At 58.0% G+C, this 12,952-nt stretch carries 10 protein-coding genes; 5 read left to right on the top strand and 5 right to left on the bottom strand.

Going from position 1 to position 12,952, the window contains the following annotated elements; translation table 11 throughout:
- The first annotated feature begins 27 nt into the window (after positions 1 to 27).
- Entirely contained in the window at positions 28 to 546 is a 519-nt protein-coding gene (locus tag GVL50_RS07615; protein WP_159812350.1) for a DUF4946 domain-containing protein, read from the top strand.
- 207 nt (positions 547 to 753) lie between these two features.
- Here the strand turns inward: GVL50_RS07615 and GVL50_RS07610 are convergent, their stop codons facing one another.
- Positions 754 to 1,119, bottom strand: coding sequence for a histone-like nucleoid-structuring protein, MvaT/MvaU family (locus GVL50_RS07610; RefSeq protein ID WP_053120358.1), 366 nt, complete (start codon positions 1,117 to 1,119; stop codon positions 754 to 756).
- A 233-nt stretch (positions 1,120 to 1,352) separates the two neighbouring features.
- On the bottom strand, positions 1,353 to 2,888 hold the full coding sequence (locus tag GVL50_RS07605; protein ID WP_159812349.1) for an EAL domain-containing protein: 1,536 nt from the start codon (positions 2,886 to 2,888) through the stop codon (positions 1,353 to 1,355).
- Between the two features lie 579 nt (positions 2,889 to 3,467).
- On the opposite strand from GVL50_RS07605, the gene hppD reads away from it, so the two are divergent.
- The gene (gene hppD, locus GVL50_RS07600; protein WP_159812348.1) at positions 3,468 to 4,544 is read left to right on the top strand and encodes a 4-hydroxyphenylpyruvate dioxygenase; all 1,077 of its coding nucleotides are present in this window, start codon (positions 3,468 to 3,470) and stop codon (positions 4,542 to 4,544) included.
- A 183-nt stretch (positions 4,545 to 4,727) separates the two neighbouring features.
- Here hppD and rarD read toward each other — a convergent pair whose 3' ends face one another.
- The 3 genes from rarD to GVL50_RS07585 form a co-directional block, all read right to left on the bottom strand.
- Positions 4,728 to 5,609: an EamA family transporter RarD gene (gene rarD / locus GVL50_RS07595; protein ID WP_053120341.1), complete on the bottom strand. Its 882-nt coding sequence runs from the start codon at positions 5,607 to 5,609 to the stop codon at positions 4,728 to 4,730.
- A 231-nt stretch (positions 5,610 to 5,840) separates the two neighbouring features.
- Positions 5,841 to 6,854, bottom strand: a complete 1,014-nt coding sequence (locus GVL50_RS07590; RefSeq protein WP_159812347.1) for an aldo/keto reductase — start codon at positions 6,852 to 6,854, stop codon at positions 5,841 to 5,843.
- Positions 6,855 to 7,033: 179 nt separating this feature from the next.
- A complete protein-coding gene (locus GVL50_RS07585) occupies positions 7,034 to 8,344 on the bottom strand; it encodes an MFS transporter (RefSeq protein ID WP_053120336.1) in 1,311 nt (436 codons plus the stop codon).
- A gap of 171 nt (positions 8,345 to 8,515) precedes the next feature.
- On the opposite strand from GVL50_RS07585, the gene GVL50_RS07580 reads away from it, so the two are divergent.
- The 3 genes from GVL50_RS07580 (at position 8,516) to GVL50_RS07570 (ending at position 12,935) form a co-directional block, all read left to right on the top strand.
- Complete coding sequence (locus GVL50_RS07580) at positions 8,516 to 9,640, top strand: sugar diacid recognition domain-containing protein (protein ID WP_159812346.1); 1,125 nt, start codon at positions 8,516 to 8,518, stop codon at positions 9,638 to 9,640.
- A gap of 190 nt (positions 9,641 to 9,830) precedes the next feature.
- Positions 9,831 to 10,973, top strand: coding sequence for a glycerate kinase (locus GVL50_RS07575; protein ID WP_159812345.1), 1,143 nt, complete (start codon positions 9,831 to 9,833; stop codon positions 10,971 to 10,973).
- Between the two features lie 336 nt (positions 10,974 to 11,309).
- Positions 11,310 to 12,935: a methyl-accepting chemotaxis protein gene (locus GVL50_RS07570; RefSeq protein WP_159812344.1), complete on the top strand. Its 1,626-nt coding sequence runs from the start codon at positions 11,310 to 11,312 to the stop codon at positions 12,933 to 12,935.
- The last annotated feature ends 17 nt before the right edge of the window (positions 12,936 to 12,952 follow it).

The following is a 12,952-nucleotide window of genomic DNA, read 5'->3' as shown; positions in this document are numbered from 1 at the left end:
TGGTTCAACCTTTGAGTGCCTTTGGTAATGATCCGACCGTACAAATCCCTGTTGGTTTTCTTCGGCGTAGCCTTGATCAGCGCTGCAGCATTGGCCGATGCGCCGAGCATCACCTGGCCTGCGGGCTGGGAGGTGCAAACACTGACGGACGCCGCGCCGCAGGTTTCACGTCAGCGCGCAGTCAAAAATGACGCCGACGGCAATCAGGTGATGGTGATGGAGCTGACCATGACGCCAGTCGAGAGCGGTCACCAGGTCAACCTGCAAGGCGTGTTGCTGGAAATGCGCAAGTCGATACAGAAGGACTTTTTTCAGAGCGGCTATCAAAGTGTTTGCAACCGCGTGCATCCAGCGAATCTAGGCTCGTTGAGTGCACTTGAAACGACTTGTACGGTGACTGAAAACGGTCGTCATGTGCTGTCGCAAACTTTGGTCGCTGCGGTCGATGCGGACAAGGCTTATGTTCTTTCTTACGCGGGGCAGGCTGAGGTTTATAAGGCAAGCGCTGAGGAAATAGCGGCGGCTCGAAACAGCCTGAAACTTTAATTCGCCGTTCTGTGCTAGATACCCAAAGGCATTAAGCCGAAAGTTAATTTCGGCAGCGTTCGCAACATTCAGCCAAGAAACAATAGATGCAATTGACTCGTGCGCGTTACACGTCAATCGCAACTTGCTTGGCGACATTCGTTGCATTTGTTAGATATCGTCCAAAAAAAAGCCCTGCTTCTGCAGGGCTTTTGTGTTGGCGTGAGATTAACCGCGCAACCAGGAATCAACGGTGGCTGCACCGTATTGTTCTTTCCAGGCTTTCAGGCCGCGGTGGTTGCCGCCCTTGGTCTCGATCAGTTCGCCGGTGTGCGGGTTCTGATAAACCTTGACCACGCGTGCACGGCGGGTCTTAGGGGCTGCGGATGTTTGCAGGCCGGATTTTGACGGGTTCGGATCGAGAATGGAGATGATGTCCTTCAGGCCTTTGCCGTAGGTTTTCATCAGCCCCTGGAGCTTTTCTTCGAATTCGATTTCTTTCTTGAGCCCGGCATCGTTCTTCAGCGATTCCAGCTGCTTGAGCTGTTCCTGAAGGGCCTTTTCAGCTGCACGAAATTCAGCGAGTCTGGACAATATCTTTACTCCAATAATGTATTTGGCTGATACCAACCGCAAACAAAGCTATAAGCCAAGAGCCTTGTAGCGACTCGGTGATAATGGCTCACCTGCCAATTCTGCACAGGCAACAAAAATTGTAGTTGTTAATGCGTCAAGAGTAAATCCTGTTGTTGTCTTCATGTAACAACAGCGATCTTTTGTATCAATTTGGTGCGCGCCGTCGGCGCACCCGGCTTAAGCCCATTTAGTTAATGATGAGTTAATGCACTAATGAAGTCGGCAGCCGGCATGGGTTTTCCGTACAGATAACCCTGCTGGAAGTTAACGTTATGTGCGGTCAGGTAATCGGCCTGCGCTTGCGTTTCGACGCCTTCGGCAACAATACCCAGATCGAGCTTGGCAGAGAGTTCGATGATGAAATCGAGAATATGCCGCGACAGCGCATCAATACCGATCATGGCGACGAAGCTCTGATCGATTTTCAGGTAGTCGACATTGAATTTGCGCAGGTAACCGAGGCTCGAGTGTCCGGTACCGAAGTCATCAATGGCGATCTTCACCCCCAAAGTGTGCAATTGCTCGAACAGCTGACGAGTGATATCGGTGGGCTCGATCAGTTCGCGCTCGGTCAACTCAAGCACGAGCGTGATGCTGCCCGCAGTGAATGCCGAAAGAAACTCGCGGCAATCCTCGACCAGTTCCAGATCCTGGCAATGGTTGGCGGTGATGTTGATGCCAATGTGAAATGGCGCGACAAACGTCGACGACAAAGGGCCGAGGAGGGCGGCGGTCTGCTGCATCAATGCGCGGGTCATCGGCACGATCAGTCCGGAATGCTCGGCGAACGGAATGAACAGATCAGGCCGCACCAGCCCCTCTTTGGGATGGTTCCAGCGCATCAGCACCTCAGTGCCGGTCCATTTTTTACTGTCGCCATACACGACGGGTTGAAAGTACGGAATGAACTCACCGGCCTCCAGCGCACGTAACATTTCGTGGCTCGGCGAGGTCGAGCGCTTCTGCACGATGTGGCCAATCGCGCCGGAGACCACGCCGAAAAAGATCAGTAGGCTGAACAACGGTGGATATTCATCGCTCATGTAACGCCAGGTTTCACCTTCGGGGAATCCTGCACTCACACTGAAAGCATAGTGAGCAGAGTCACGCATGCTTTGCGCGACCGGCAATTCCGGCAGTGCGCCCTGATGAGTTTTGCCGTCGGCGGACAGCCAGTTATCGCCGACTTGCAGCAACAACAACGTGTCCCGACCAATGAGGCGCAGCACATTGCTCAAGTGGTAACCATCGAGGGTAGTCAAGGCGCCGCCGCGTCCTTCACTGAGGCGATAAATCAGCAGGGCGGTGTTGGGCGTCACCGGGTTGCCATTCATCAACCACAATTTGCCCTGCGCGTAATCGCCCGCATTGACGGGTTCACTGAACTCACCGAACAGCGAACTGCAATAAAGATTGTCGTCCCACACCAGATTAGTCGAGCGCACGAAAGGCCGGCGGGTGACTTGCTCGCGCAACGCCAGCGTGACCGACTTGCACGGTTGCCCGGCCAATGGCAGCAGCTGTCGCGCCGCTTGCGCAGTGTTATCAAGCATCAGGTCAAACTGACGCAACGCTTCTTCGGCCGTGTGCGCCGTGCTCTGCTGCAACGTGCGTTCGGCCTGCATGTAAAGAATCACGCTGCCCAGAATCACGGGAAGCAAACCGCTGAGCAGCGTCACGATAAGGCGCGTGCTGCGTTTGCGGCGGTGTCTGACGGTTAACGGCATGGGCGCTTCCTGTCGCAAATAAAGTGGAGCTCTTGAATGTAGGCCGGGCAACCGTGCGCCGCCGAAAAAGAGATCAGGCATAAGGGACGATAGATGGCGGATTGCGCTTGCGCCGCTCATCGGTGATGCATGAAGACCATGCCAGCGTCGAGCAAACGCTTCGGTGAGCATCAAGGGGCAGCAATGATACGGCATCTGCGGCTCTTTTCCGTCGGCCCGACACGGCGAATCAACAGGGCCGGCGGTGTTCGGCCCCGGTGCCGCGCAAGGGTTGAGCCTGATCAACCTGTGCAACAAACCCCTTGCGCCGGGCGCAAAAAAGCGGATTTTATAGGGAGGGCAGACAAGCCCATTTACGCTGTGTAGAATCGGGTTACGCATACAATAATAATCGTCTTCTGGCAGCAGAAGCCTCGCCCGCAAGAGCCTTGGGTCGACAATGAAGATATTCGGGTTTCAACTGATCTACGGTGACTTCCTCGCCCGCAGTGTGCGCGGCATCTCCTGTGCGCCGCCCACCGACCTCGCATGACTGACAAATAACCCTGGTTAATTGATAAGAAATGATGAGGCGTCACCATGACAGATTTATACGAAAACCCAATGGGCCTGATGGGCTTTGAATTCATCGAGCTTGCTTCACCGGTGCCGGGCACGCTGGAGCCGATCTTCGAGATCATGGGCTTCACCAAAGTCGCCACCCACCGCTCGAAAAACGTGCACCTGTACCGTCAGGGCGCGATCAACCTGATCCTCAACAACGAACCCAACAGCGTTGCTTCGTACTTCGCGGCCGAGCACGGCCCGTCCGTTTGCGGCATGGCGTTCCGTGTTAAAGACTCGCAAAAAGCCTACAACCGCGCACTGGAACTCGGCGCTCAACCGATCCATATCGAAACAGGCCCGATGGAGTTGAGCCTGCCGGCGATCAAAGGCATTGGCGGCGCGCCGCTGTACCTGATCGACCGTTTCGGCGAAGGCAGTTCGATCTATGACATCGACTTCGTGTTTATCGAAGGCGTTGACCGCAACCCGGTGGGCGCTGGCCTGAAGATCATTGATCACCTGACGCACAACGTGTATCGCGGTCGCATGGCTTACTGGGCGAACTTCTACGAGAAGCTGTTCAACTTCCGTGAGATCCGTTATTTCGACATCAAGGGCGAATACACCGGCCTGACCTCGAAAGCGATGACCGCGCCGGACGGTATGATCCGCATCCCGCTGAACGAAGAGTCGTCCAAGGGCGCCGGCCAGATCGAAGAGTTCCTGATGCAGTTCAACGGCGAGGGCATCCAGCACGTGGCGTTCCTCAGCGATAACCTCGTGGACACCTGGGATCGCCTGAAGAAAGTCGGCATGCGTTTCATGACTGCGCCGCCGGAAACCTATTACGAAATGCTCGAAGGCCGCCTGCCAAACCACGGCGAGCCAGTCGATGAACTGCAATCGCGCGGCATCCTGCTGGACGGTTCGTCCGAGTCGGGCGACAAGCGTCTGCTGCTGCAGATCTTCTCGGAAACCCTGATGGGCCCGGTGTTCTTCGAATTCATTCAGCGTAAAGGCGATGATGGTTTCGGCGAAGGTAACTTCAAGGCGCTGTTCGAATCGATCGAGCGTGATCAGGTGCGTCGTGGCGTGCTTGCGACTGAGTAATCCGCTGACGAAATGAAAAATCCCGGCCTGCAGAGATGCAGAGCCGGGATTTTTTTTGGATTCGCACAAATCAATTGTGGGAGCGGGCTTGCTCGCGAAGGGGGCGTGCCTGTTGAACTAAATGGCGACTGACACGACGCTTTCGCGAGCAAGCCCGCTCCCACATTTTGAACTGTGCAGGGCTCAGGGACGGCGTTGACGCATCAGGTGTTTAAAGCCTTCGAACACCAGCACAACCACCGCCAGCCAGATCGGAATGTACGTCAGCCATTCCCCCGACTTGATGCTCTCACCCAGCAACAACGCCACGCCGAGCAACAACACCGGCTCAACGTAACTCAACAATCCAAACAGACTGAACGGCAGCAAACGGCTGGCAATGATGTACACCACCAGCGCCGATGCACTGATCAAACCGAGCAGCGGAATTAGCCACATCAGCCCCGGGTATTGATCGAACACGCCGAAACCTTGCTCGCCACCCTGCACAAACCAGTAGGCAATTGGCAGCATGAGCGTCATGTCGACCCACAAACCACCGAGGTGATCGGTCTTCAGGTATTTGCGCAGCACGAAGTACAGCGGATAGCCGATCACGACCACCAGCGTCGCCCAGGAAAATCCGCCGACCTGATACAACTCGTTCAACACGCCGAGACTGGCGAAGAACACCGCAATCTTTTGCAGGTACGACAGGCTTTCGCCGTAGGCAATTCGCCCGGTCAGCACCATCGCCAGCGGCAGCAGGAAGTAGCCCAGCGAGACATCAAGGCTGTAGCCGTTGAGCGGCGCCCACATGAACAGCCACAGTTGCACGCCGAGCAGGGCGGCCGAGACGATCAGGCCGGCGATCAACTTTGGCTTCGCGGCCATCAGCCGAACCAGCTCCACCACCCGCCGCCATTCACCGGACACCAGCATGAACACGGTCATGCACGGCACAGTGAGCAGCATCCGCCAGCCAAAGATTTCCACGCCACTCAACGGGGTGAGCAGCGAGGTGTAGTAATACATGACGGCAAACAGCACCGAGGCCGAAACCGATAAAGCGATACCTTTAGACAAACTGTCCTCGCGGGTGGGTGATCAAACGGGGCGCGAAGGATACGTGGTTTTTGTGCTGAATATTGCGCAAGCGCTCAATATTTCCCACATCTTGAGTGTAAGCATAGAACCTGTGGGAGCGGGCTTGCTCGCGAATGCGTCGGCAAGATTAATATCTTGGTTGCCTGATACACCGCTTTCGCGGGCAAGCCCGCTCCCACATTGGATTTGTGTTGAAGCCAAGTGTATTTTTTAGGCCTGATGCGGTTTACGGCCAGACACAAAATGGCTCACATCGTTGAAGCCCGGCGTCGAGGCATGTCCCGGTGTCACCAGCGAATCGATAAATGCTTCATCCTCCCCGGTGATTTTCACCGCCTGCGCCTTGGTGTACGCATCCCATTGCTCTTCAGTCCGAGGCCCGACAATCGCCGAGGTCACTGCACCGTTGTTCAACACCCAGGCAATCGCAAACTCAACCATGCCGACACCACGCTGTTCCGTGTACTGCTGAATTTGTTGAGCAATACGCAACGATTCCACGCGCCATTCGGTTTCCAGAATGCGTTTGTCCTGACGCCCGGCGCGGCTGTTGGCGTCTGGCGTTGTGTCCGGCGCGTACTTGCCGCTGAGCACGCCACGGGCGAGCGGGCTGTAAGGCACCACGCCGAGGCCGTAAGTTTGCGCGGCAGTGATCTGCTCGGTCTCGGCCTGACGATTGACGATGTTGTACAGCGGTTGGCTGATCACAGGGCGATCGACGCCGAGTTGGTCAGCGATGCGAATCACCTCGGCAATCCGCCAGCCACGGTAGTTCGACAGGCCCCAGTAGCGAATTTTGCCCTGACGAATCAGATCGCCAATCGCTGACACGGTCACTTCCAGCGGCGTGTTGTGGTCTTCGCGGTGCAGGTAATAGATGTCGAGGTAGTCGGTGCCGAGCCGCGTCAGGCTCGCATCAATTCCATTGAAAATATGTTTGCGGCTCAAACCGCTGCGGTTCGGCACGCCGTCCACCGGGCCGAAACCGACCTTGGTCGCCAGCACCCAGTCATGGCGATGACGGGCAATCGCTTCACCGACAATTTCTTCGGAGCGGCCCTGGGTGTAAACGTCGGCGGTGTCGATAAAGTTGATGCCCTGATCCCAGGCCTTGTCGATGATGCGCAACGAATCTTCGGCGCTGGTTTGTTCGCCAAACATCATCGTGCCGAGGGTGAGGGTGGACACCTTTAACCCCGAGTGACCCAGTGTGCGATAGCTCATGCCGACATCCTTTTATCGGTGGGAAAGCGTTAATCAAATACCAGAAGCGTGGTGCGGGGCAAAGTGAATTGTTGTGCTCGTTTAACGCAAAAAGATCGCAGCCTGCGGCAGCTCCTACAGGAAACGTATTCCAAGGCAGGAGCTGCCGCAGGCTGCGATCTTTTGACCTTTGCTGCTATTTAAGCCCGCAACGTCCGCGTCATGCGCAACGCCAGCAAACTCCCGCCGACAATCACACCCGCCAGCAGATACAGCGCCGCATCGGTCGAACCGGTGCTGTCCTTGACCCAACCCACCAGGTACGGGCTGAGGAACCCAGCCATTTGCCCCATCGAGTTGATCAACGCCAGACCACCGGCAGCAGCACCTGCGCTCAGCATCGCTGTCGGCACCGGCCAGAACATCGGCAAACCGGTCAGCGCGCCCATGGTCGCAATGGTCAGGCCAAGAATCGCAATCGCCGGGTTAGCCGCGAAATTCACCGCAATCACCAGACCGATCGCGCCCATCAGCATCGGCACCACCAAGTGCCAGCGACGTTCTTTGCGCAAGTCCGCCGAGCGGCCGACTACCAGCATAAATACCGCTGCCAGCAGATACGGGATCGCGCTCAACCAGCCGATCACCAGGTTATCGCTGAAGCCAAGGTTTTTGATGATCGATGGCAGCCAGAAGTTGATCGCGTACACGCCGCTCTGGATGCAGAAGTAGATCAGGCCGAAGGCCCAGATCGCCGGGTTCTTGAACACTGCGAGCAACGAGTCGGACGTGGTCTTCGGCTTGTTCGCCAGATCTTCAGCCTGATCCGCCTCAAGCACTGCGCGCTCATGCGGGGTCAGCCACTTGGCGTTGGCGAAGCTGTCGCTCAGCAGGAAATAGGCGAGGGCGCCGAGCACCACGGTTGGAATGCCTTGCAGCAGGAACATCCACTGCCAGCCGGCCAAACCACCTTGGCCGGCGGCGAAGTGGTTGAGAATCCAGCCGGAAAAAGGGCTGCCGAGCAAACCGGAAACCGGGATCGCCGACATGAACAGCGCCATGATCCGGCCGCGACGGAACGTCGGGAACCACTGCGAGAGATACAGCACGACGCCCGGGAAGAATCCGGCTTCGGCCGCACCGGTAAACAGGCGCAGGGTGTAGAACTCGGTAGGTGTGGTGACGAACAACAGGCAGGTCGACAGCGTGCCCCAGGTGATCATCATCACCGCAATCCAGCGCCGCGGACCGAACTTGGTCAGCGCCAGGTTGCTCGGCACGCCGCACAGCACGTAACCGATGAAGAAAATACCGGCACCGAGGCCGTATACGGTTTCACTGAATTTCAGCGCGTCGAGCATCTGCAGTTTGGCAAATCCAACGTTGACCCGGTCGAGGTAGTTGAACAAGTAGCAGATGAAGATGAAGGGGATTAAACGCAGGGTGATGCGTTTATAAACGGCATTTTTATCGTCGTCTTTGGTCTGGGTAGCTGCGGCGCTGTGCGACATAGCGGCTCTCTCTTTATTATGATTTTTTGCGATGCACAGGTTAACGTTGATCGCCCCGAGAGTCTCGGTCACCTGTGGCCGGATTGTCTTTGTGCCTGAGCACAGGGTTTGCCGCCAGACCCTGTGCGGCTGAACAACTGTCAGTGCCAGAAAATAAGGATTGCCGCCGTTATGTTCGAACTCGATCACGACCTTGCCCAGGACATCGTCGACCGGGCCATGGCCATTTTGCCCTACAACGTCAATGTCATGGACAGCCAGGGTCTGATTCTGGGCAGTGGCGAACCGGAGCGCATCAACACTCGTCACGAGGGTGCGCAACTGGTGTTGGCCAACGGTCGCGTGGTCGAAATCGATGCGCAGACGGCGGTGCATCTCAAGGGCGTGCAGCCGGGGATCAACCTGCCGCTGCTGCTCGATCAGCGTTTGATCGGCGTGCTCGGCATCACCGGCGAGCCGGAATTGCTGCGCACTTACGCCGAGTTGGTGCGCATGACCGCGGAAATGCTCGTCGGCCAACGCAATCAGCAGGCCGAGCAGCAATGGCGGCGTCAGCGTTGTGATGATCTGCTGGCGTTGCTGTTGAGTGAGGCGGGGGATTCGCCGCGCTTGGTTGATGAGGCGCAGCAACTGGGGCTCAAACCGCAATTGACGCGGATCCCGTATCTGTTCGAATTGGGTCTGGAGCATGGGCCGGGGCAGACGGTCGAGGCGCTGAGCGCGTGGCTGACCTCGCGCTATCCGGACAGTTGGTGCGTGAGTTCGGCGAAGACCTCGCTGCTGTGGTGTCGGCCGGCGAGCCAGAACGTCGAGCATGATCGCTTGCTGGAAAAACTCGATGGCCTCGGCTGGAAGGTGTTGCGCATTGCGGTCGGCGGGCAGGCGGACGGCCTTGGCGGGTTGCGGCGTTGTTATCGTCGCGTGGGAGATTTGCTGGCTTATGGTCGCGAGGTGTTGCCGCACTCGCGTTTGCTGACGCTCAATCGTTATCGATTGCCGGTGATGTTGTGGCGACACCGCAACGATGATGCGCTGGATGAGTTGCTCAAACCGCTGCGCAAGGTCATCGCCAAGGACGCTAACGGCCAGTTATTGGCGACGCTGCGCAGTTGGTGCGAGCACGACGGGCAGAGTCAGGCCTGTGCGGATGCGCTGGGGATTCATCGCAATAGTCTGCGATATCGAATGGAGCGGATTGCCGAGCTCAGTGGGGTTGATCCGCTGAGGCTGGATGGGATGTTGGCGCTTTATCTTGGGGTGCAGCTGCTTCCCCAGACTGACTCAAACCCTCTGTAGGAGCTGCCGAAGGCTGCGATCTTTTAAAAGCAAAATCAAAAGATCGCAGCCTGCGGCAGCTCCTACACGGGCGTATGCAACCTGCTTTTGTGAAAATGAACAATAAACGCCCGCGCCACTTGTGCAGCGGACAGGCGTCAATGCGCATGCCGACTGGCAGCATGAGGGGCATTGGAACTGGAGAATTCGCATGAAAATCGTCATCGCCCCCGATTCGTTCAAGGACAGCCTGAGTGCCCAAGGCGTTGCCGAAGCCATTGCCCTTGGCCTGGCGCAAGTCTGGCCGCAAGCCACTTTGGTGAAATGCCCGATGGCCGACGGTGGCGAAGGCACGGTCGAGTCGATTCTCGCGGCCTGCGAAGGCGAACTGCGCCGCACCCGCGTGCGTGGCCCGTTGGGCGCGCCGGTTGAGGCGGCGTGGGGCTGGTTGCCGCATAACCACACCGCGATTATCGAAATGGCCGAGGCCAGTGGTTTGCAATTGGTGCCGCCGGGGCAGCGCGATGCGTGCATCAGCAGCACGTTTGGCACCGGTGAATTGATTCGTGCCGCGCTGGATGCCGGCGCGCAACGGGTGATTCTGGCGATTGGCGGCAGTGCGACCAATGACGCGGGTGCCGGTGCGATGCAGGCGTTAGGCGTGAAATTGCTCAATGCGCAAGGACAGGCGTTGGTGCCGGGCGGTTTGGCACTGGCGCAACTGGCGCGACTGGATCTGAGTGACCTTGATCCGCGTCTGGCCGCTGTGCGTTTCGACATTGCCGCCGACGTGAACAATCCGCTGTGCGGCCCGCACGGTGCCTCTGCGATCTTCGGCCCGCAGAAAGGTGCTTCACCGACGCAGGTTCAGCAACTGGATCAGGCCCTCGGCCATTTCGCCGAATTGTGCGCGCAGGCGTTGGGCAAAGACGTTCGTGATGAGCCGGGCAGCGGCGCAGCGGGTGGACTGGGTTTCGCCGCCAAGGCGTTTCTTGGCGCACAGTTTCAGGCTGGCGTTGAAGTGGTGGCCGAACTGGTTGGTCTCGCCGAAGCAGTGAAAGGTGCGGATCTGGTGATCACCGGGGAAGGGCGTTTCGATGCGCAGACCTTGCGCGGCAAAACCCCGTTTGGCGTGGCGCGGATTGCCAAGCAACACGACGTGCCGGTGATCGTCATCGCTGGCACCTTGGGCGAGGGCTATCAGGAACTCTACGATCACGGCATCGATGCCGCATTTGCCGTGACCAGCGGCCCGATGACGCTGGAACAGGCGTGCGCCGAAGCGCCGCGTTTGCTGCGTGAACGCGCCACCGATATCGCGCGCGTCTGGCAGATGGCTCACCATAATTTCTAAACCGCAAACAGAACCCCTGTGGCGAGGGGATTTATCCCCGTTCGGCTGCGCAGCAGTCGCAATACCTGTACGCGCGGTTTACCTGACAGATTGCTGGGGGCCGCTTCGCAGCCCAACGGGGATAAATCCCCTCGCCACAGGGGGGCGTTGGTGTTTCATTGCTGAAACAATCGGAAAAATATTTGCGCTTTACCCGCAACCTTCCTCAAGCCTGGCCGATACAGCAATCAGGCGAGCACAAGAATTCTAAAACAGTGACGCCGGACTGAAGCCCACCCCACGGGCCAGTGATCAGGGCATGGACGCTCGTCGCTTCTATCATCTGAGAGTCCAACTATGTCCTTGCGCAACTTGAACATCGCCCCGCGTGCTTTCCTCGGTTTTGCTTTTATCGCCTTGTTGGTGATCGTGCTCGGCGTGTTCGCCGTCAATCGCATGACCACCATCCGCCAGGCCTCCATCGACATGGAAACCAATCAGTTGCCTAGCGTCGGTTATCTCGGTGTTGTGACCGAGAACGTCCTGCGCCTGCGCATTTTGTCGTTTCGGGTGTTAGTCAATCGTGAGCCGGCGAGTTTGCAAGAAGCGCAAACACGAATCGGCGTGCTCGTCGACAAGGTTCGCAGCGCTCAGGCCAGCTATGCCGCATTGCCGGCCGGCGGCGAAGAACTCGCGCAGTACAAGGCGTTCTCCGCGACGCTCGACAATTACATGCAAGCGCAAAGTCAGATGATGGAGCTGTCGCGTCAGGACAAGGTCGATGAGATGCGCACCCTGATCAACACGCGGATCAAGGACGGCACCGACCAGATGGGCGAACAGCTCAACAAACTGATCGCAATCAACGCCACTGACGCGAAAACTGCGTCCAGCCAGGCAGGCAAATATTACGACAGCGCTATCACCGGCATCATTATCGTCGCGGTAGTTGCCTCCCTTGCCACAGTGTTGCTGGCGCTGTTGCTGACCCGCAGCATCGTCACCCCGTTGAATCGCGCCGTGCTCGCGGCGCAAACCATTGCCGACGGCAACCTGAGCAAAACCATCGAAGTCGACGGCAACGACGAACCGGCGCGTCTGCTTCAGGCCCTGGCGTCGATGCAGACCAACCTGCGCAAAACCATCGAACAGATCGCCGGTTCCGCCACGCAACTGGGTGCGGCCGCCGAAGAACTCAGCGCGGTCACCGAAGAAGCCTCCCGTGGCCTGCAACAGCAAAACAACGAAATCGAGCAAGCCGCCACCGCTGTCAACGAGATGACCGCCGCCGTCGAAGAAGTCGCGCGCAATGCCGTCTCGACCTCCGAAGCCTCGAACCAGTCGACGCAAGCCGCCCGCGAAGGTCGCGATCAAGTGGTGAAAACCGTCGACGCGATTCAGACCATGACCCACGACGTGCAGAACACCGCGCACATGATCGAAGGCCTGGCTACGCAAGGTCGCGACATCGGCAAAGTACTCGACGTGATCCGCGCCATCGCCGAACAGACCAACCTGCTCGCGCTCAACGCCGCCATCGAAGCCGCCCGTGCCGGTGAGGCCGGTCGTGGTTTTGCCGTGGTGGCCGACGAAGTCCGCGCTTTGGCCCATCGCACCGCGCAGTCGACGCAGGAAATCGAAAAAATGGTCGCCGGTATCCAGAACGGCACCGGTGAAGCGGTCTCGTCAATGCAGCAAAGCAACCAGCGTACCCAATCCACCCTGGAAATGGCCCGCGCTGCCGGTGTGGCACTCGAGCAAATCACCCAGTCGATCCACCAGATCAACGAGCGCAATCTGGTCATCGCCAGCGCCTCGGAAGAACAGGCGCAAGTCTCGCGCGAAGTCGATCGCAACCTGGTCAACATCCGCGACCTGGCCACGCAATCGGCTGCCGGGGCCAACCAGACCAGCGCCGCGACGCATGAATTGTCGCGTCTGGCAGTGGATTTGAATGCGATGGTGGCGCGTTTTGTGATTTGAGATAGGGTGAAGGCAGG

The organism is Pseudomonas sp. 18058 (genome assembly GCF_902706155.1).
Taxonomy (GTDB): Bacteria; Pseudomonadota; Gammaproteobacteria; order Pseudomonadales; family Pseudomonadaceae; genus Aquipseudomonas; species Aquipseudomonas rustica.
Note: the sequence above shows the minus strand (reverse complement) of the source record. Positions and strands in the feature narration are given on the sequence as shown.